The organism is Vibrio sp. Vb0888 (assembly GCF_033338835.1).
Classification (GTDB): domain Bacteria; phylum Pseudomonadota; class Gammaproteobacteria; order Enterobacterales; family Vibrionaceae; genus Vibrio; species Vibrio alginolyticus.
On the sequence record NZ_JAWOTL010000010.1, the window covers coordinates 156,265 to 176,424 of the forward strand.

Below are 20,160 nucleotides of genomic sequence, written 5' to 3' on the forward strand. Positions count from 1 at the left end.
GGTAGATAGAGATGCGTATTAAAGAAATTGGCAGAATATTTACTCAAAGATGGTTTCTCGGTCTTATAGGTGTCGCTGCTTGTTCTATTTTCATTTGGGTTGTTGGTCCACTTATTGCGATAGCGGGATATGAGCCCCTAAAGAGTGACTTTCAACGGCTAGTCACTATTCTAGTGTTGGTGTTGCTTTGGGCGATATTTAACGTTACCAAGCAGCATAAGCAAAAGGTGAAAGAAGACGAAAGTATTCAAACGTTGCTTGAGGTTGATAGCCTATCAGATAAAGAAGCGGCAAGTGAAATTGACTTAATGCGCGAGCGTATTGAGCAAGCTGTCAAAGTAGTGACGAAAACACACAAAGGCAAGAGAAGCTTGTATGACTTACCGTGGTATGTGTTGATTGGCCCTCCTGGAACGGGGAAAACAACCGTATTAAAGCAGTCGGGGTTAGAGTTTCCATTAGGAGACAGCCTTGGCTCTGACTCTATTGCCGGTGTAGGTGGCACTCGCCACTGTGATTGGTGGTTTGCAAATAAAGCAGTTCTTATAGATACGGCTGGCCGGTATACGACACAAGACAGTCAAGAAAAGGTCGACTCTAAAGCGTGGCATGGTTTCTTAGGATTGTTGAAAAAGTATAGAACGCAAAGACCAATTAATGGTGCGATTGTTACGATAAGTTTAGCCAGCGTGATGTCTCAGACTCGAACCGAGCGAAGTCTTCATGCTCGAGCAATTAAGTCGAGACTTCAAGAACTGAAAAACCAGTTAGGCATGCAGTTTCCGATTTACGTATTGCTCACCAAAATGGATTTAGTTGCCGGTTTCAATGAGTTTTTTGCCGATTTAAGTAAGGAAGAGCGAGAGGAATTATTTGGTTTCATGTTCCCTCGTGAAGTGGATGATGAAAGAGGCGTTATTTCTCTATTCAACAAAGAATTTCATGGCATGTTGGAGCGCCTTGATGCCCGTATGCTTAGAATACTTGAAACAGAGGACGATTTAGATAAACGCGCGCTTATCTTTGAATTTCCAAAGCAATTAAGAGTGCTACAAGCTAATCTTGACGAGTTTTTAGCTGAAATTTTTGCACAAAACAGTTTTGAAGAGCCTGCCTTGATTCGTGGTGTGTTTATGTTGAGTTCGGTTCAAGAAGGCTTACCAGTCGATAAGCTGATGAATGAATCAACCAATGGACTTGGGTTAAATCGTTTAGCTCTAGCAAAGAGTCAGACTGGTTCTCATAGTTATTTCGTAAAGAATCTTTTTGACAAGGTTATTTTCAAAGAGCAACTGTTAGGAACAGTTAATCGTCACTATCAAAAGCAGTCAGGTTGGATGCGTCGAGGTGTTTACATTGGATGTACAACGCTACTGCTAGGAGCTTCTGCGCTTTGGTTTATGAGTTATAAGTGGAACTCACAGTTAATTGTCGATACCAATGAACAAGTGAGCCATATTGATGCAATGATTGGCGCTCAAAGTTTAGATTTTGAAGCGGATATTGTTTCAGCTGTAGAAACATTAGATAGGTTGATGACGCTTCCTCTCGGAAAGCAAAGCGACTACGGTGATGCCGACTCTGTAAAGAGGTTTGGTCTCTATCAAGGAGACAAAGTGTCTCAGGCGGCAAACAATGCATATTCTGATGCTTTGACCCAATATTACGCCCCTCTGCTTCTTGATAGCTTGGTGTCAGAAATGGAGAGCAATCAACAGCATCGTGAGTATTTGTACGAAACGTTAAAAACGTATTTGATGTTATTCAATCCAGACAAATATCAACAAGATGAAGTGTTGGCTTGGTTTAACTTTTATTTCGAACGTCAATATCCGGGTGAGCTAAACGCAGACTTAAGAAGACGTTTGCTACAGCACACTCAATATTTATTAGGCAACGATGGACAAGGCTTTACCTACAACACTGCTGCCGTGACGAGTGCTCGAGAAGTGTTGACTCAAATGTCTCTACCTGAACGTGCTTATCAGCGAATGAAAATACAATTTTCTAAGAGTCATGTACCTTCATTTCGCTTGACTGATGTATTGGGACCTAAAGGGCTTGAGCAGTTCGAGCGAGCTAGTGGAAAACCGCTATCACAAGGCATTTCGGGTTTCTACACGTACAATGGTTTTCATAGCATTTTTCAGATTCAGATCAACCGTACAGTAAAAAGCCTAATGGAAGAGAACTGGGTTTATGGTGACGATCTTAAGGCTCATGAAATTGATCAAGATAGTGCCATCCAAGGCGTTCAGTCTCGATACTATCAAGATTATGTTAATGAATGGAAAACGTTGATCGAAGATATTCAATTGAAGCAGGCTCCGAGCCTAGAACTTGCGACAGAGCAAGCGAGGGTTTTATCTGGAGTTGAAAGACCAATCGAATCTTTGTTGAGAGCAATCCAAAAAGAGGTTGCTCTATCAAAAGTATCATTGTCAGAAAATCAAAAAGCCGCTTCTGAAGTTGCTGGTAAAGTTGCCAAAGTTAAGTTTTCAAATACGGCAGATAGACTAGACATGTATTTACCTGAAGAAAACGGCTTCAATGTTGCTCTGCCAGGTAAAGAAGTCGAATCGCATTTTTCAGAGATCTTACGCCTTGGTGAGCAAGACTTTGATGATATTCAACAAGCAATGGTTAACTTGCGTTCGTATTTAAGTGACTTATCAAGCTCTGGTAACAATCAGAAAATTGCCTACAAAAGTATTTTAGATGGAACCGTTACACAAGATGTCGCAGCTTCCTTCGCTCGTGCTAAAGAACTTTTGCCGAGACCATTTAATCAATGGCTAGGTGAGCTTTCTCAAGAGTCGGTTAAGTTTGCGGAGAGCGGTTCGAAGGATCATCTAAATCAACTTTGGGTAACACAGGTGGTCCGCCCTTATCAGCGGACTATTGCTGGCAGATATCCATTCGAGCCCAACGCGAGCAGAGAAGTTAGATTGAAAGACTTTAAGCGATTCTTTGGTTATGGAGGTACGCTTGACGCATTCTTCCAAGAATACCTCGAACCGTTTGTGGATACTTCGAAAAGTCGTTGGCGATTAGAAAAGGAAATTGGAGTTCGTCCAGAAACACTAATGGTCTTTCAAAGAGCGCAACGTATCAGGCAGTCTTTCTTTGAATCTGATAATTCATTACGCGTAGAGTTTGGGATGAAGCCTGTTTATCTAGACCAGCACATTACTCGATTTGTCTTAGAGTTGGGTGGACAAGATTTGGTTTATAAGCATGGACCAGCAAGAGCTAAATCGTTGAGTTGGCCTGCCGGTCAAGATCAGACTCGAATTGTGTTCACACCACCTGAATCTAAACGCGAAATTGCGCATACCTATGAAGGTGAGTGGGGCATATTCAAGCTTTTGGATCAATCACTTAAAGCAAGGCCAGAATCGCGTAAAGACAATATAGTTATGATTGATTTAAAGGGAAATAAGGTGCAGCTAGAGCTTATTCCTTCTAGTGCCATTAATCCGTTTTGGTCAAATGAAATGGAGAGGTTCAGATGTCCACGAACCTTATAACATCAGGCTGGGGCTATATCGGTAAAATGCCTGCAAAAGGGGACTTTGTGAAAGATGGTTTATCACAAGATTTCTCGGAGCGTTGGCATGATTGGCAACAGGCGGTTATTGCAGTCAGCAGGGAACAACTGGGTGAAAGCTGGAATGAGCACTTTTTAACGGCTCCTGTGTGGCACTTTGCTTTGGATATTAGCTATTTAGAAGACTCAACCTACATTGGTAGCATGATTCCTAGTGTTGATGCATGCGGTAGATACTTTTTCTTTACTATAGCTCGTGCCGTAAAAGGTGAAGCTGCGCAATATTGGGGTGACAGAGCTTGGACCGAGGACAGTGCCGCTCTTGCTCTTTCAGTACTTGAGGACGACTTTGTCTTTGATGTTTGGCATAAGAGTACTCAAGAAAAAAATGACCTCGTTGCGAATGTAACAAGTGAAGTGAAGCCTCTAGAGTTTCTTTATCAAAGCCAAATATCTACAGTTTTTCATGATCACGGCAATACTGATCAAAACACGCTTTTGAATTACCTCATTAAAGAAAAATTGAGTAAACCATGTTTTTGGTGGACTGAAGGTTCAACGAAGGTTGAACCATGCATGTTCATTACTAGTGGATTTCCTTCAATTGGTCAGTTTTCAGCCATGCTTGATGGCGGCTGGAAAAAGTGGAATTGGTAGGATAGAAGAATGAATTGGAACTATTTTACCTTTGCTAAATCGCACGCAGGAAAAGTACGCCCTTATAACGAGGATGCTCTGTTGGATATGACAGAACAGCATATTTGGGTGGTTGCCGATGGAATGGGTGGACACAGTGCTGGCGATATAGCAAGCCAGATGCTAGTGGATAGAGTCGCGCGCCACATGCAGGATGTCTCCAATACTAATATCGATGATATCCGAAGAGTGGTTCAAGAAGCGAACTTAGAAATTTACCAATACGCACAAAATCACTTAGACGGTAAAACGATGGGAACAACACTTGTTTTGTTGTTTATTCAGGATGGGTATTACCACTGTCTTTGGGTGGGTGATAGCCGAATTTACCAGCTTAGAAGTGGTAATTTTGTCCAAAAAACACGTGATCATAGTCAAGTCATGGACTTAGTGGATCAGGGCTTATTGGCATTTGAAGATGCCGAATCGCACCCTCTTGCAAATGTTATTACCAGAGCTGTTGGGGTCGACGAAAGTGTCACTATTGATCAAGTTTCAGGGCAGTTGGCTGACGGCGATCAGTTTCTACTCTGTAGCGATGGACTCTCTAAGGAACTTACGAGTGATGAAATTCATCGGACATTGTATGCAGACTCAGTCAACCAAGCTGGATTAGCGCTCATGCATTCGGCTTTGGTTCGGGGCGCAAGTGATAACGTAACTTGTGCTTTGATCAAAGTTCGCCAAGCGCAAACGGAGTGCGAAACAGTAACTAGAGAAGACGCGACGATACCTGTCTTTCTAAGAGGGAGAGCTTATGAGTAATGAAATGTTTGATTGGTATGAACAAGCGTTGGCTCCTATATCTCAAGAAAATCCTACAGGTATTGATCCTAGAGAGGATGTATCACCACAGTCTGCTTACTATCGGTTGAAAGATCAGCGTATGGCCGCCCGCAACGCTGAACGTAATGCTCTTATAGAAGAAGAAAGTATCTATACCCACAGTAATTTATGGCGAGTATTTATTGAAGATGTCCCAGAAATACTCACGAATCAGTCTAAAGATTTGGAATTTGTTGCCTGGCTTATAGAAGCCCTAACTCGATTGTATGGTTTTCGTGGTATGGGCGTTGGCTACAAACTCGCAACCAGTTTAATTGAGAACTTTTGGGATGATCTGTACCCAATGCCTGATGAAGATGGTATTGAGACAAGAATATCGGCGATTATTGGCCTCAATGGTATCGATAGTGAAGGAACACTTATTTTTCCAATTGCTTGTATACCATTGACTGACTTAGGCGTGGAGCAAGCTTATGCCTATTGGGAATATCAGCAAGCTATAGAGCTTGAGCGCTTAGACGAAGATAAGCGCCGAAATCGAGTCGAGCTTGGGGCTGTTGAGTTATCTGAAATTATAACTACGGTTAAGTCGACTTCTGATACGTTTTATCAAGAATTAATCACGGATTTGGAGTTCGCTACAGAATCATTTAATGAATTCAGTCAGCGATTAGACGAAGTGGTCGGTGATGTGACTCCTAGCTCTTATATATCAAAAAGACTTGAATCAATACACTCGGCATTAAAGCACCTTCTAGGAGATCGTTTCAATCAACCACAAGCCGTGTTTGAAGAGCTAGAGGATCTTGATGAATCTTCTTCTGAACAACCGTTAAGTTCACAAAGTTGTGATGCATTATTAGCGACAAACATGAAATCACGAGAGCAGGCAATTAGACAATTGCAGCAAGTAGCTGATTTCTTCCGAGAGAGTGAACCTCACTCACCAGTTTCTTACTCCATCGAACAGATTATTCGTTGGTGTGGGATGCCTCTGCCGGAGTTACTGGCGGAACTTATCTCCGACGGGGATGCAAAGAAAAGCTACTTCCGTTTGGTTGGCATAGCAGAACAAAATGAAAATTAATAAAGGGAGAATGGTATGACGAGTATCCACTCGAAACTATCACGAGTACGGAAGCCTCGTGTCCACATTACCTATGATGTTGAAACTGAAGGTACGACTCTTAAGAAAGAACTGCCTTTTGTTGTAGGTGTAATGGGTGACTTCGCTGGTCAAAACACAGAAGCGTTGAAGCCATTAAAAGACCGCCGTTTTATTCAGATCGATCGAGATAACTTTGACGATGTACTCAAAAAAATGAATCCATCGGTGAAGTTTAAAGTTGCGAATAAGCTTGCGAATGACGATTCACAGTTTGAGGTCGATTTAAACTTTAAATCAATGCAAGACTTTGAGCCTGCTGCGATCGTAAATCAAGTTGATCCACTACGCCAATTGATGGAAACGCGTAATAAACTGCGTGATTTGATGACAAAAGTTGACCGCTCAGAAGAGCTTGAAAATATCCTAGAGGATGTTTTGAACAATACAGACAATCTGGCAAGACTTGCAGGCGAGTTAGATCTTGGCAAGAAAGCGAAGTCAGACAGTACTGAAGGAGCGGAATAATGACGACTGAAGCTGAAAAACAGTTAGATCCAACTGTTAATGAACAGACAACTTCATTCTTAGATCAAGCTATTGGTGCGACTAAGCAGACCGAAGCTTCTCGTGCTGAGGAGCTGATTAAAACGCTCGCTGAAGAAGCAATGAAAGGGACAGTTACTTGGAACAAAAACCTAACAGTAACTTTTCGTGAAGCGATTAATTTGCTCGATAGGCAGATTTCTGATCAGTTGTCTGAAGTAATGCATCACCCAGAATTACAGAAACTCGAAGGTTCTTGGCGCGGCTTAAATTATCTAGTGATGAATTCAGAGACCAGCTCTACTCTGAAAGTTCGCATGATGAGCATGACCAAGAAAGAGCTACATAAAGACTTGAGCAAAGCTGTTGAGTTTGATCAAAGCCAGATCTTTAAAAAGGTTTACGAGTCTGAGTTTGGTAGTGCTGGTGGTGAACCGTATGGTGCATTGATTGGAGACTATGAGTTTACCAACCACCCAGAAGATATTGAGTCGTTACGCCTAATGTCAAATGTAGCGGCTTCTGGCTTCTCTCCATTCTTGTCCGCAGCTTCACCAGCACTATTCGGCTTTGATGAGTGGACTGAGTTGTCAAAACCACGCGACCTAGATAAGGTATTTGAATCACTAGAATACGCCCAATGGCGTTCGTTCCGCGAGAGTGCCGATTCGCGCTTCGTTAGTCTGACGATGCCAAAAGTCCTTGCTCGTTTGCCATACGGACAAGCTACCGCTCCAGTCGAAGAGTTTGGGTTTGAAGAGTTCGAAGTAGATCCTGTTTCAGGTATTGCTGTTAACGCTGAACATAACGACTACTGTTGGATGAACTCTTCGTATGTTCTTGGTGTTAAGTTAACCGACGCATTTTCAAAATATGGATTTTGTACTGCCATCCGTGGTGCAGAAGGCGGCGGTCGAGTGGATAACTTGCCAACGCATTTCTTCATGAGTGATGATGGCGACCCTGATATGAAGTGCCCAACAGAGATTGGTATTACCGACAGACGTGAGGCGGAGCTTGGTAAGCTTGGTTTCTTACCGCTTTGTCACTACAAAAACACCAACTATGCAGTGTTCTTTGGTGCGCAAACCTGTCAAAAACCAGCGAACCATGAATCCCCTGAAGCAACGGCCAATGCGGCCATTTCTGCCCGCCTACCTTATATGATGGCAACATCTCGTTTTGCGCATTATTTGAAAGTAATGGCTCGAGATAAAATTGGTAGCTTTATGGAAGCAGAAGACGTTGAGTCTTGGCTGAACCGCTGGATCCTAGGTTACGTCAATGCTTCTGAAGGCGGTGGTCAAGAGATCAGAGCGAAATACCCTCTAGCAGACGCTCGTGTTCAGGTTAAGGAAATTCCTGGCGCACCTGGTTCTTACAATGCCGTAGCATGGCTGAAGCCTTGGTTACAAATGGAAGAACTGACCACATCTTTGCGACTTGTGGCAAAGATCCCTCAGTCAGGTGGATAAGAAATGAATTGGCTGGTCGAAAGGCCAGCCATGACCAATCTTTATGTTCTAGATGGAATTAGCAGTGTCACTTAACTTTCGCGACCCTAGCAAGCTAAAACATGAGTTCAGTACCGGAGGCTATGCTGAACTTGATAGCCCGTGGTTGACTCGATTCAATGAATCTTCTGATCTTGTAGCGTCAGCGCGAATTTGGCTAGAAGGTACACGTTCAAGAGATTTGGACAGCTTTCGTCATAGTGTGATGAACACAATTAACCGCATTGATGAGCTATTAGAATCTCAACTAAATGAAATATTACATCATCCTGAGTTTCAACAGCTCGAAAGGGGGTGGGTTGGAGTTAGGTATTTATGTGAACAGGTTGATTCTCGTTCATCGGACTCTGTAAAAGTTAAGGTTTTAACGGCGACATGGAATGAAATCAGTAAAGATGCTTTAAAAGCCATCGAGTTTGACCAATCAGCACTATTTAAGTTGCTCTATCAAAATGAATATGGCATGGCAGGGGGAGAACCCTTTGGTGTGGTGGTTGGAGATTATCAGCTTCGCTGTGATCCTAGTAAAAATTATTTTGATAGAGATCTGTCTGTGTTGAGTAAGATCTCTCAGTCTGCAGCTGCAGCATTCAGCCCATTTATCATGTCTGCATCGCCAGAGATGTTTGGTGTTGATAGTTTCGCTCAACTCTCTGCGATAAGAGATATAGCAGCCCAATTTGAACAGGAAGATTATGCAAAGTGGCGTAGTTTGAGAGATAACGATGACGCTAAATTTATTGGTTTGACTGCACCTAACGTCTTGTTCCGTCAGCCATACAAAAGTGATGGCTCGCGGAATGATAAATTCAATTTTCAAGAACACATCTACGACTCCAACCGAGATTTGCTATGGGGGAGTAGTGCGTACTGTTTTGCTGCTGTATCAATTAGAGCATTTCAGGAACATGGTTGGTTCACGCATATGCGAGGGATTAAACAAGGCGATTACAGTCAGGGTATTATCGTCGCTCCTACAAGGAGCACGATGCGTGTTAATGGCAAGAATGATCGTGAAAGATGTCCGTTAAACTTGAAAGTCACTGAGAGAAAAGAACAAGAATTGTCTGAGTGCGGTTTTATTTCTATTTCTCCAATACCTGAGACTGATATGGTAGGGATGACCTCGAATGTATCTCTCTACAAGCCCAAACAATACGCAGAAAAGCATATTTCAACGAATGCAAAACTGACATCGATGTTGCAATACACATTGTGTGTATCGCGAGTCGCACATTATCTCAAGGTTATGGGGCGTGACAAAATTGGTGGGTATCAAGACGCAGAAAGCCTAGAGCGTGACTTTCAACGCTGGTTACACCAGTACACTACCGCATCAGATGAAGCGTCTGATGAGCTTCGAGCTAAATACCCCCTAAATGAAGCGAAAATTACAGTTCGAGAGAAAAGAGAAACTCCTGGACATTATTACTCAGTTATCCATTTGCGACCGCATTTTCAACTCGATCAAATGGTATCTAGCATTAAATTAATTACCGAATTATCACCAGAGCACATGGTGTAAGGAAATAACAATGACTCAATGGAAAAATGCTTTGTCCCAAGGCCTATTGCAACACGCTCTAGAGCAATTAACTGATGAAATTAAAGCAACACCTAAAGATGCGAGCTTGAGAAGTTCCTTCATTGAGCTTCTTTGCATTGATGGGGACTTCGAGCGTGCGGACGCTCAGCTCATGCAATCGATTAAATTGTTTCCTGAGTATCTGCCTGGTGCAAGTCAGCTACGACATTTAGTGAAAGCAGCTCAAGCTAGAAAGGATTTTATCAATGGTGCGGCTAGTGCCAAAGTAATAGGTGATGAGGAATTAACTAAAGAGCTTGTTCGATTTAATCTTGCTCTCGGAAATCAAGAGTACGAAGAAGCGTCACGTCTATCGCATCGCATTGAAGAGCATCGTACTATTAAAGGTTTTAACGTAAACGGCACAAACTACGAAGATGCTAGAGATATTGATGATCGTTTAGGTGGTTACATTGAACTGTTTTCTACAGCAGGTAACTATTTTCTTGTACCCATATCGAGCATCCATACGCTAGAAGTTAAAGCACCTACTTCTTTGTTAGAGAGTATTTGGCGACCTGTCGAGTTTGATATCGATGGACTTGGTGAAGGCGAAGGCCATATGCCGTTGACATATGTTGACTCAGAGACCGATGCGCAAAAGTTAGGTCGAGAAACGGATTGGAAGCAGATTGGTGAGCAAGAATCTTTTGTTGGCTTGGGTCAAAAATGTTGGTTAGTCGGTGATTCGGCGCTTCCAATCTGTGATTTGACTACATTATTAGAACAGAAACAAATAGCGTAGAAATATCATGTCGTTAACCGTTTCTCTGCTCGACAAATTGATAGATAGTGATCCTCTCACTCGAGATGAGAAAGACTTCCCTGCAAGCCAGCAACAGATGTTGAGCAGCTTACTTAGAGATCTAGAGTCGATGCTGAATAGTCGTATTGGATGGAAAAACATTCCTGATGTTCTTTTAGAGGTTCGTTATTCAATATTGAATTATGGGCTGCCAGATTTTTCCTCAATGCCCTATAGCAGCCAAGAAGGGCAGAATCAGCTTTGCGACATCGTTCATGATGCAATTAAAGAGTTTGAGCCGAGGTTAAGGAACCCTCATGTCCAGATTTCAGACGAGAAAAACGCTATTGATAGGGTATTGAGGTTACAGATAAATGCCACTTGCTTAATTGATAACAGTATTCATGAAGTGCGATTCAATTCTGAAGTAGAGCCGGTAAATTTAGGTATGAAACTGAGTAGAGCAAAATGAGTGAAGAGTTTCTCAAGTACTATAATCGCGAGTTAGCTTATTTGCGTCACAAAGGGCAAGAATTTGGGGAGCAGTATCCTAAGATTGCTGCGAGACTTCGTATTAGTGAGGAACAGGTTGACGATCCGCACGTAGAAAGATTGTTAGAAGGCTGCGCATTTCTAACAGCAAGGATTAGACAAAGCTTAGACAATAGTTACCCTCAATTTACAGAGTCTTTGATGGGACAGTTATATCCTGATTTTCACGCCCCAATCCCGTCAATGTCAGTCATTAAAATGAGCTGTTCTAACTCCACTTCCTCTTATTTTGATGTAGAAGAAGGCGAGCGAGTTGTTATCGGTGCTCCTGGATATCATGAGTGCGAGTTTAGAACTTGTTATCCGGTCAGAATGTATCCTGTTGATGTGACCTCTGGCGTTTTTAAAAATGCGCCTTTCAAGCCAGTTGGCTCACGATGGGAAAGCAATGCTCATTCAGTTTTGAAAGTACAGCTCACGGCTCAAGATGAAGAGACTCCTCTTGGTGAAATGGGGGCAGAACGGCTGCGCTTCTATTTAAACGGTCAATCTCAATTGACTTTTAAGCTCTACCAAATGCTGTTTCAAAACCTAATTGGTTTATCTGTTGTTGTGGATGGCAAAGAAGTTCGTCCTTTAACCAAAAGGCATCTTTCTGAAGTGGGATTTTCAGAAGATGAGAAAGTTGTGCCATACAGTAAAAGAAGCTTTTCAGGAGCAAGATTACTTGTTGAGTATTTGCACTTTCCTGAGAAGTTTATGTTCTTTGATATCATCGAACTTGGATTATCAGAGCTAGATCTTAGAGAGCAAGTCGAACTGTATTTTTACTTTGATACCAACGATGACTGGCTTCCAAAGCAAGTGGACGAAGAAAGCTTAATGGTAGGCTGTGTGCCTGTGATCAACTTATTTAAAAGTATTATGGAGCCTAAGCGTATTCTACCAACTGAATACGATTACCACTTGTCTCCACAATACCAAGAAGCTGAAAGTAATGAGGTTGTCTCAATTTCTGACGTAACGTTGAGAAACTGGAACAAAACGTACCACAATTTGCCATGTTATCACGCTGGTGAGCACACGCATTATACGAACACTAGTGAGATTTATTGGTTGATGAGACGTGAGGATAAGAACTGGGCTGGTGGGTATGATGAGCCCGGTAGAGAAACTTACATTTCTTTTGTTGATAAAAAACATCAATTGTTCAGCCCGGATAGCCGGGAAAACTGGTTAATGTACGTGGAAGCTGAGTGCTGTAACCGCAACTTAGCGCAGAAACTTCCATTTGGAGGTGGGCTGCCGCAAGTATCTTTACCGGAGGTAAATGACAATTTCGAATCTGTTCGTTGTTTAGTTTCTTTATCAGAAACCATTCGGCCAGAAATGGATGAAAGCACACGATGGCAGTTAACTAAGCTTTTAACTTTAAACCATTTTACCGAGGAAGATGGTTTAGCAACTTTGAAGCAGACCCTTAACCTCTATGCATTTTCTGGGACAGCAGAAACGAAAGCGGTAATCGATGCTTTAACTAAGTTAGAGTTTGAGCCTACTACAGGAAGAATTAGTCAGAAAGGTAAAGCTGGATTTGCGCACGGTATAAAAATTATTTTGACGGTTTCTGATCAAATTTTACCTAAAGAGCAGATCTTTCTCTTAGGTAGTGTTTTATCTGTTTACTTCTCGCAATATGCTGAAATTAACATTTTTACGCAGTTAGAAATAAGACTTAAGTCCACGGGAAAGTCTTTCCATCTATGGCCCGCATTAACTGGCGATAAGGTGTTGCTATGAGCGCGGAACAATTTTATCGAGAATTAAAGCAACATCCATTGTTTGAAGCGATTCATCTTATTGAACACGAAGTCCTGCAAGCAGAGGCGCAAATAGGAACAGATGCGTTACCGAAGCATGAAAAGCTAAACTTAAAGGTTAATCCATCATTAGGTTTTGAAAATGCTCAGCTTTGTGAACTGAAAAATATAGATGACAGCAAGTTAGAGATTGAGACCAATTTAATTGGCCTAACGGGTGAGCAAGGTGTGCTTCCCCAGCACTATAGTGAATTAGCTTTACATCGCCAAAAAGAAGGCGATACGGCTATGGTGGACTTCTACGATATTTTCAATCATCGCTTATTATCTCTTTATTATCGATGTTGGCAATTGAGTCAGCTGACTGTTCAGTCTCGTGCGCATGCGCAGGGCGCGCGTTCTCCGTTAGAAAGCTGTAAATCGGCATTAACTGGGAAAGGGAGTTCACTGTCCCGGCACTATGGTGGTGTGTTTGCTTCACCAGTGAGAAGTAAAGGTGGACTAAAAAGTATTCTTGAATGTTTATCTGGATGCCAAGTAAAAGTTCATGAATTTCAAGGACAATGGTTACACCTTACGAAAGAAGAGCAAACACGCCTTGCATCCCGAACTATGCCTGAAGGGCAGTTTGCTCAACTTGGTTTAGGAGCGTCTTTGGGTTCGAAAGCATGGAACATCAACGCGGGGACAACAATAGAATTTCTGCCAAAAGATAAACAGCTAGTTAGTAAATTGCTTCCTAACCAACCCAATATAGCAATCATTAAGAACGCTGCTTATGAGTTGATTGGAAAACATAAACAACTGAAGTGGCAGCTCACCACCAAACATAGTTTGCTACCACAAGCTTGTTTATCGAAACAGCAGGGGCAGTTAGGTATTGGTTCTGTGCTTAAAAAACACGAACGTACAAAAGATCGAACTATAACAATTACTATTTAAAGGAAATGTAATGGCTTCACTCTCACTTTCAGCGTTGGTCGAAAGATTGTCTCCTCAGGCTAAGGAAACGCTTGAACAGGCAGCTGCTATGGCAAGCTCCCGAACTCATCACAGTATTGAAATGTCTCACTGGTTAATGATGATTATCCGCCATCCTGACGATATTTACTCTGAAGTTTTTGACGAATTTGATGTCGATAAAATCAAGGTTGAAACCGATATTCAAAAGGCATTAGAAAAATACAAAACAGGATGCCAGTCGGTGCCTGGGCTATCAGCTCATACGGTGACTGTTATGCAAAATGCCTTGTTGTCTGCAACCATTGAATTCAATCAAGAACAGTTGGGGGGCATCCATCTTTTATTTGCCTACTTGTCTGATGATACGTTAGTCAACATGGCTGGTTCGATTAGTCCTGAACTAAACAAGATAGAACCATCTCGCTTATTGAACTTTAAAGAAAGTAATGCGCCTCAATCAAGATCGAATGACTTAGCGCAGTCAAACGCGAATTCCGCCTTGAATCAATTTACAACAGACCTTACTGAGCAAGCTAGGGAAGGTAAAATAGATCCGGTGATTGGTAGAGATAATGAAATTCGCCTAATGATCGATATTTTATTAAGACGCCGACAAAACAACCCGATTCTTACGGGAGAAGCTGGTGTTGGAAAAACAGCCGTTGTTGAAGGTTTGGCGCAAAAGATCATTGATGGCGATGTACCTCCCGCTCTGCAAAATGTGGCAATTAAGTCTCTGGATTTGGCGTTACTGCAAGCCGGCGCAGGCATGAAAGGTGAGTTTGAAAACAGGCTTAATAACCTTGTTAAGGAAGTAAACGACGCTCCACAGCCTATTATATTGTTTATTGATGAAGCTCATGGCCTAATTGGCGGTGGTGGGCAAGCGGGCCAAGGTGATGCGGCGAATATTCTGAAGCCAGCATTAGCGAGAGGTGAACTCAGAACGATCGCAGCAACAACGTGGGCAGAGTATAAAAAGTATTTTGAAAAAGATGCAGCTTTAACTAGGCGTTTTCAAGTCGTAAAGGTTGATGAGCCTGCCCCTGAACTCGCGATCGAAATGTTACGAGGCTTACTTGATGTAATGGCACAACACCACGATGTTCATATCACTAACCAAGCTCTCAATGCAGCGGTCCAACTCTCAGCTCGATACATTAATGGTCGTCAACTGCCAGATAAAGCGGTTTCTGTTTTGGATACGGCCTGCTCTCGAGTTGCGTTAAGTCAGTCATCTACACCGGGAGGCCTAGATGCGAAAAGAAATAAACTTAAAGCAAAGCAAGCTGAGTATGAGCATCTTAGCCAAGAGAATCGGCTAGGAGCATCTCTTGATGTGCAGCTGCAAAGTGTCCGAAAAGAGATTGATGCGCTATCTAATGACATTATTGAATTAGAAGTACTTTGGGAAAAAGAAAAAGAATGGGTAAGTGAAGCTAAGTCACTTAGAACCCAAATAATCCAGGAGGGTTCTGAGACTGCGAGAGACAAGTTACAAGAGCTTGAAAATAACCTCTCCGCTAACTCACAGCCCTTAGTTTTTTCGCATGTAAATGAAGCGCTAATCGCAGAAGTTATTTCGGATTGGACCGGTATACCGTTGGGTAAACTTCAGGATGATGAAATCCAAGCAGTATTGGGTTTGAAAGAAAGTTTGTGTAAGCGAGTTGTCGGGCAGGATCACGCTTTAGAGCTCATGTCTGAAGTGATAAAAACCGCGAGTGCGCAGCTCACGGATGAGACACGACCAAATGGTGTATTTCTCCTGACCGGACCAAGCGGAGTGGGTAAAACCGAATCGGCTTTGGCGATTGCAGAGAAAGTGTATGGTAGTGAAGAAAATGTCACGACTATCAATATGTCGGAATTTAAGGAAGAGCATAAAGTCTCATTGCTATTAGGTTCTCCTCCTGGTTATGTCGGTTATGGAGAAGGAGGTGTACTGACTGAAGCTGTTAGACGTAAACCTTATAGTGTAATTCTCCTCGATGAAATGGAAAAAGCGCACCCTGGTGTTCAAGATATTTTTTATCAGGTATTTGATAAAGGCTCAATTAAAGACGGTGAAGGTCGAGATATAGACTTTAAAAACACTATTATTATTATGACCGCGAACACAGGGACCGAAACGACGATGTCTTTGTATTCTGATCCTGATTTAGCTCCTGAGCCGTCAGCACTAAAAGATTCTTTACGCGATGATTTGTTGGTTGACTTTAAACCAGCATTTTTAGGGCGTGTGAATGTATTACCTTATTTGCCTCTATCAAGAAAAGTATTGATAGAAATAACAAAATTAAAGTTGGATAAAATTACGACTCGTATTCGTAAGCACTATAACGCTGACCTATTTTTTGATGAGGAACTAATTAATGATATTGTAGACAATAGCAATGAGTCTGGGAGTGGTGCGCGTGTGGTACAAACAACCATAGAAAATACATTGCTTCCGAAGATTTCTCATGAAATATTGCATGCAATTCTTAATGATAAGACGTTTGATGAAATTATTGTTAAAGGTACAACTAGTGGACTTGATGTCTCAATAGTTTAACATCCTTTACACTCTCAATAATAATTGGGAGTTGGTTCATATTAACTATTATTTTTTATAAAAAACGCTTAAATTAAATCTTATTTAAAGATATAACAGGGCGTATTTAAAATGAAGTTTTTGATACATTAATCACTAATTATCACCAAACGTCAGATAATTAAATTACTACGATATATGTCAATTAATAATGCTATAGGAGATTAGCATGCAGTCTAATACGTATCTTAAATACGCAGATATTAAGGGTGAGGCAACAGCCGAGCAATACAAAGATTTGATTACACTACTATCTGTAGATTGGAGTGTAGGTCGTGAGATCTCATCATACACTGGTACAGCGATGGACCGTGAAGCGAGCGCTACTCGTCTATATGATTTGACTATCACTAAACTTCAAGACCGTTCTTCTCCTGACTTATTTAAAGAAGCGACGATTGGTAAAGGTAAACCAGCGGTTTTCCATATTACTAAGCAGGGTGAGAAGGTTGAAGAGATCATGAAGATCGAACTGACTGATGCGATGATTTCTAACTACTCAGTTTCTATCCAAGACGATCGTCCAGTTGAAACTATCACAATTTCTTACACAGAAATGATGATGACAGTGACTCCTACTGACGATAAGAACAACACTTCTGCTCCATTGGTATACGGCTACAGCGGTGTTAAAGGTCAACAAATGTAATTTTCATGCGGGGGAGTATTCCTCCGCATTTTTTTGAAAGAAGTATTTAATGAAAAGAGCAACTCAAGATAACAATTTCATCCGAATTTCTTCGCCATTCGGTAAAGATGCCATCATACTAAACTCGTTTGAGTATAGAGAAGAGATCTCAGAACTTTTTTCATTGCGTGCTAAAGCTTACTTTAATGATCAACGAAGTGAGTTAAACGAAATTATTGGTAAGGAAGTTACCATTACCCTTGAAAATAATGAGGATGTTTCTTCAAATCCTCGTTATATGCATGGTTATGTTTCTGCTGCAAGATTAGAAGGGAAAAGGGTTTCTAATACACATAAAGGCGAAAATTATAAAAACATAGAATTATTAATAGAGCCTAAATTACGTTTCGCTGAATATCGAAAAAATTGCAGAATATTTCAGCATAAAGATATAAAGGAAATTATCTCTGAAGTACTATCGGAGCATAGTGTTGCCTTTAGTTTTGAGTTAACCAAGTCCTATCCTAAATACACATACAAAGTACAATATGAAGAATCAGATCTTGAATTTGTTCGACGTCTGTTATCGGAGGAGGGGCTATCATTTTGTTTTACACATACTAAGTCTGCCCATACGCTCAATATTTTTGATGACATCAGTTTTTATAAGCCGGGTACTGAGTTTTTAGTCGATTTTGATACAGGTACGGCGAAATCTAGCCACATTTCTTCTTGGCATGAAACGCAAATTCTGACTACTAAAGCGAGTCAAAAGTCAGGCTATAACATGCTCAAGCCTTCTTCGAATCCTAAAAATACTGCAAAGGGTGAAAGTGATTTTTTTACAGTACCTGGAAGCGAGTATTTTGAATACATGGGTGAAATGGAGAGCAATGATCAATACGCACTGAGAAACACGCATGCAATAGAAGCACTACAGCAAAATGCATATTTGTGTCGTGGCGAGGCTACGTGCAGAACATTCAGTGTGGGCAAGTGCTTCAAGTTTAAAAAGCATGAAGATAAATCTCGAGTCGGCAAAGAATATGTACTGTCTTCTGTTTTTTTGTCTGCTGCTGTTTATAACCAGACTGGTCAAGGTGGGACCGGTGCGCAAGGTGTCAAAGTCTCGTTTAGTTGTGTTGACTCAAAGACAATCCTGCGTCCTTCAGTTAACTACCCGAAACCTCAGATGAAAGGTTTGCAAACCGCAGTAGTTACGGGGAACAAAGATGGTGAAATTTACATAGACAAACATGGCCGTATCAAAGTTCAGTTTCACTGGGACCGTGTTGGTAAATACGATGTAAATAGTTCATGTTGGATTCGTGTTGCGCAAAATATTGCAGGTAACGGATGGGGGTCGGTGTTTCACCCTAGAGTCGGACAAGAGGTCATCGTCGAGTTTGTTAACGGAGACCCTGATCAACCAATCGTTACGGGGTCACTATATAACGGTAGTCAACTCCCTCCTTACGCTTTACCAGAGCAAAGTTCTCAGAGTGGTTATAAATCACGCTCTGTACAAAAAGGTACATCCAATTTTAATGAGTTGCGCTTCGATGATAAGCCTGGTGAAGAGCACATTTATCTTCATGCTGAAAAACTGTTCCAAATGCTAGTTGAAGACTGTGTTGATATCGCCGTTGAAAACAGTAAAACCGAAAAAGTGACCAATGATGTTAATCAAGAGGTTGGTCAGAACGCGAGCTTGAAAGTAGGTAAAAACTTTTCGAATGAAACGGGTGAAGTACTGTCTTTTAATGCAGGAAAGAGCGTCGAGATCAAAGTAGGTGGTGCTTCTATTCAGATGTCTAGCTCTGGAGAAATCAATATCAAAGGTAATAAAATATCCATTAACGGCTCAGCTATTGCTCTTAAAGCTGGGCAAATTTCATTGAACTAAGGTGATTTAAAGTGGGTAAACCAGCCGCAATTTTGGGCAGCTTTCATCTTTGCCCTAAAAAAACAGGAAAGATACCGCATGTCGGTGGTCCCGTCGTTGTTGGTTCACCAAACGTAACGATTGGCGGGATACCTGCGGCAAGACAAGGCGACAAGCTTATTTGTATCGGTCCTCCGGATAGTATCTCAGCAGGTTCTTCTAGCGTAACAATCAACGGTAAACCAGCCGCGAGAGTCGGCGATTCAACGTCTCATGGTGGCAAAATTCTATCTGGTATGCCTACGGTTTTAATCGGAGGCTAGATGCCACTCGCATTTCAAACGCATCTTCTATCCTTTAATGGCCGTTCACACACCGTTCGCGAGATAGCTGATGATTCTTTTAGATTGTCCGAGGAAATCCGACCCCCTGACTTTGCTCAATCAATAGATGAGCATATATTAAGCCTCGTGCGCTCTGAGCGCGAGAGTCTTGAACAAGCTGATATCAAGGGGAATCTCTGTGTTCTTTTACCATCTTCGGTGGACAAAAGTTTGCTTAAAGCATTGATAAGCGAGCTTTCTATTTTCGTTGGCCAAACTGTCAATACTGAAATTTACTTTTATCCTTATGGCCAAGCTGCATTTTTGATGGCACTAAATCGGATAAATCGTGAAGTTAATGAAACGCAAGCGACTTGGATACTGGCTATAGAGGTTACGAGTGATGTAGAAGGGCATGTCAAACCTCAAAGCTCTATCATTTTAACCAAGTGTTTTTTTCGACATTCAGGTCTTGTGCCTGATGTTGTTCGAATTGATTTAGATGCCAAACAACAACGCATCGCCGTGGACAAGGTGTTTAAGCAATTAGGAGTAAGTTGTGAACATCCACTCAGTCAATTGTATTTATCCGTTAATAAGGAAGAACCGCAATGGTTAAACTCAATGCAATTCTTGTCTCCGTGGGTGACCGATCAAACTCAGTATCAATTTGTTGATATCAAACTTGGCGGATTGGGTGCATGTGGCGGCGTTTTAAAAGCGTTAGTGATTGATGAGCTTCAAAGAAGCAGCCCCTGCCCAGACTTTCACGTGTTGCAAGCGGACATCGAGTCAGATGGCTATGCGGTAGGAGTAATATACAATTGGCGTAGTGAATAGGTCTGGCTATTGCTTTTCCTTCTAGTAGTAGCTGAGGTTTTAGTGATGCAAATGTTATGGGGGATTGACTCGAAACTGGCCCTTTA

General features: G+C 41.7%; 16 protein-coding genes. All 16 read left to right on the forward strand.

From position 1 onward, the window contains the following. Positions 1–11: 11 nt before the first annotated feature. The 16 genes from tssM (at position 12) to R7P72_RS15540 (ending at position 20,074) form a co-directional block, all read left to right on the forward strand. Positions 12–3,530: a type VI secretion system membrane subunit TssM gene (gene tssM / locus R7P72_RS15465; protein WP_005375942.1), complete on the forward strand. Its 3,519-nt coding sequence runs from the start codon at positions 12–14 to the stop codon at positions 3,528–3,530. Beyond that, positions 3,512–4,207 (forward strand): type VI secretion system-associated protein TagF, encoded by a 696-nt coding sequence (gene tagF / locus R7P72_RS15470; protein ID WP_005375944.1) that lies wholly within the window; start codon positions 3,512–3,514, stop codon positions 4,205–4,207. The genes tssM and tagF overlap by 19 nt, the downstream gene beginning before the upstream one ends. Before the next feature lie 9 nt (positions 4,208–4,216). After that, entirely contained in the window at positions 4,217–5,011 is a 795-nt protein-coding gene (locus tag R7P72_RS15475; RefSeq protein WP_005375947.1) for a PP2C family protein-serine/threonine phosphatase, read from the forward strand. Continuing rightward, the gene (gene tssA / locus R7P72_RS15480) at positions 5,004–6,119 is read left to right on the forward strand and encodes a type VI secretion system protein TssA (protein ID WP_005375948.1); all 1,116 of its coding nucleotides are present in this window, start codon (positions 5,004–5,006) and stop codon (positions 6,117–6,119) included. The genes R7P72_RS15475 and tssA overlap by 8 nt, the downstream gene beginning before the upstream one ends. Positions 6,120–6,134: 15 nt before the next feature. Further along, positions 6,135–6,665 carry a type VI secretion system contractile sheath small subunit gene (gene tssB, locus R7P72_RS15485; protein WP_005375949.1) on the forward strand — a complete coding sequence of 177 codons (531 nt, stop codon included), beginning with the start codon at positions 6,135–6,137 and terminating at the stop codon, positions 6,663–6,665. Beyond that, positions 6,665–8,158 (forward strand): type VI secretion system contractile sheath large subunit, encoded by a 1,494-nt coding sequence (tssC, locus tag R7P72_RS15490; RefSeq protein ID WP_005375950.1) that lies wholly within the window; start codon positions 6,665–6,667, stop codon positions 8,156–8,158. The genes tssB and tssC (R7P72_RS15490) overlap by 1 nt, the downstream gene beginning before the upstream one ends. A gap of 52 nt (positions 8,159–8,210) precedes the next feature. Then, complete coding sequence (gene tssC, locus R7P72_RS15495; protein WP_005375951.1) at positions 8,211–9,722, forward strand: type VI secretion system contractile sheath large subunit; 1,512 nt, start codon at positions 8,211–8,213, stop codon at positions 9,720–9,722. 10 nt (positions 9,723–9,732) lie between these two features. Further along, the gene (locus R7P72_RS15500; RefSeq protein ID WP_005375952.1) at positions 9,733–10,527 is read left to right on the forward strand and encodes a type VI secretion system accessory protein TagJ; all 795 of its coding nucleotides are present in this window, start codon (positions 9,733–9,735) and stop codon (positions 10,525–10,527) included. Between the two features lie 7 nt (positions 10,528–10,534). After that, positions 10,535–10,999, forward strand: a complete 465-nt coding sequence (gene tssE, locus R7P72_RS15505) for a type VI secretion system baseplate subunit TssE (RefSeq protein WP_005375953.1) — start codon at positions 10,535–10,537, stop codon at positions 10,997–10,999. Then, on the forward strand, positions 10,996–12,819 hold the full coding sequence (gene tssF / locus R7P72_RS15510) for a type VI secretion system baseplate subunit TssF (protein ID WP_005375954.1): 1,824 nt from the start codon (positions 10,996–10,998) through the stop codon (positions 12,817–12,819). Before tssE ends, tssF begins: the two co-directional genes overlap by 4 nt. Further along, the gene (tssG, locus tag R7P72_RS15515; RefSeq protein ID WP_005375963.1) at positions 12,816–13,781 is read left to right on the forward strand and encodes a type VI secretion system baseplate subunit TssG; all 966 of its coding nucleotides are present in this window, start codon (positions 12,816–12,818) and stop codon (positions 13,779–13,781) included. The genes tssF and tssG overlap by 4 nt, the downstream gene beginning before the upstream one ends. A gap of 10 nt (positions 13,782–13,791) precedes the next feature. Further along, positions 13,792–16,359 carry a type VI secretion system ATPase TssH gene (tssH, locus tag R7P72_RS15520; RefSeq protein WP_238972427.1) on the forward strand — a complete coding sequence of 856 codons (2,568 nt, stop codon included), beginning with the start codon at positions 13,792–13,794 and terminating at the stop codon, positions 16,357–16,359. 208 nt (positions 16,360–16,567) lie between these two features. Continuing rightward, the gene (locus R7P72_RS15525) at positions 16,568–17,047 is read left to right on the forward strand and encodes an Hcp family type VI secretion system effector (RefSeq protein ID WP_005375967.1); all 480 of its coding nucleotides are present in this window, start codon (positions 16,568–16,570) and stop codon (positions 17,045–17,047) included. 49 nt (positions 17,048–17,096) lie between these two features. Further along, positions 17,097–18,932 (forward strand): type VI secretion system tip protein TssI/VgrG, encoded by a 1,836-nt coding sequence (tssI, locus tag R7P72_RS15530; protein WP_005375968.1) that lies wholly within the window; start codon positions 17,097–17,099, stop codon positions 18,930–18,932. Positions 18,933–18,943: 11 nt separating this feature from the next. Further along, positions 18,944–19,234: a PAAR domain-containing protein gene (locus R7P72_RS15535; RefSeq protein WP_005375969.1), complete on the forward strand. Its 291-nt coding sequence runs from the start codon at positions 18,944–18,946 to the stop codon at positions 19,232–19,234. Then, positions 19,235–20,074 carry an NAD/NADP transhydrogenase subunit beta gene (locus tag R7P72_RS15540; protein WP_238972426.1) on the forward strand — a complete coding sequence of 280 codons (840 nt, stop codon included), beginning with the start codon at positions 19,235–19,237 and terminating at the stop codon, positions 20,072–20,074. Positions 20,075–20,160 lie beyond the last annotated feature (86 nt).

Bases quoted from the DNA above. Each gene is read 5' to 3' on its own strand.
- tssA (WP_005375948.1), top strand. From the start codon at position 5,004: ATGAGTAATGAAATGTTTGATTGGTATGAACAAGCGTTGGCTCCTATA.
- tssH (WP_238972427.1), top strand. From the start codon at position 13,792: ATGGCTTCACTCTCACTTTCAGCGTTGGTCGAAAGATTGTCTCCTCAG.
- tssI (WP_005375968.1), top strand. From the start codon at position 17,097: ATGAAAAGAGCAACTCAAGATAACAATTTCATCCGAATTTCTTCGCCA.
- tssB (WP_005375949.1), top strand. From the start codon at position 6,135: ATGACGAGTATCCACTCGAAACTATCACGAGTACGGAAGCCTCGTGTC.
- tssC (WP_005375950.1), top strand. From the start codon at position 6,665: ATGACGACTGAAGCTGAAAAACAGTTAGATCCAACTGTTAATGAACAG.
- tssE (WP_005375953.1), top strand. From the start codon at position 10,535: ATGTCGTTAACCGTTTCTCTGCTCGACAAATTGATAGATAGTGATCCT.
- R7P72_RS15475 (WP_005375947.1), top strand. From the start codon at position 4,217: ATGAATTGGAACTATTTTACCTTTGCTAAATCGCACGCAGGAAAAGTA.
- tssC (WP_005375951.1), top strand. From the start codon at position 8,211: ATGGAATTAGCAGTGTCACTTAACTTTCGCGACCCTAGCAAGCTAAAA.
- tssM (WP_005375942.1), top strand. From the start codon at position 12: ATGCGTATTAAAGAAATTGGCAGAATATTTACTCAAAGATGGTTTCTC.
- tssG (WP_005375963.1), top strand. From the start codon at position 12,816: ATGAGCGCGGAACAATTTTATCGAGAATTAAAGCAACATCCATTGTTT.
- R7P72_RS15525 (WP_005375967.1), top strand. From the start codon at position 16,568: ATGCAGTCTAATACGTATCTTAAATACGCAGATATTAAGGGTGAGGCA.
- R7P72_RS15500 (WP_005375952.1), top strand. From the start codon at position 9,733: ATGACTCAATGGAAAAATGCTTTGTCCCAAGGCCTATTGCAACACGCT.
- tssF (WP_005375954.1), top strand. From the start codon at position 10,996: ATGAGTGAAGAGTTTCTCAAGTACTATAATCGCGAGTTAGCTTATTTG.
- R7P72_RS15540 (WP_238972426.1), top strand. From the start codon at position 19,235: ATGCCACTCGCATTTCAAACGCATCTTCTATCCTTTAATGGCCGTTCA.
- tagF (WP_005375944.1), top strand. From the start codon at position 3,512: ATGTCCACGAACCTTATAACATCAGGCTGGGGCTATATCGGTAAAATG.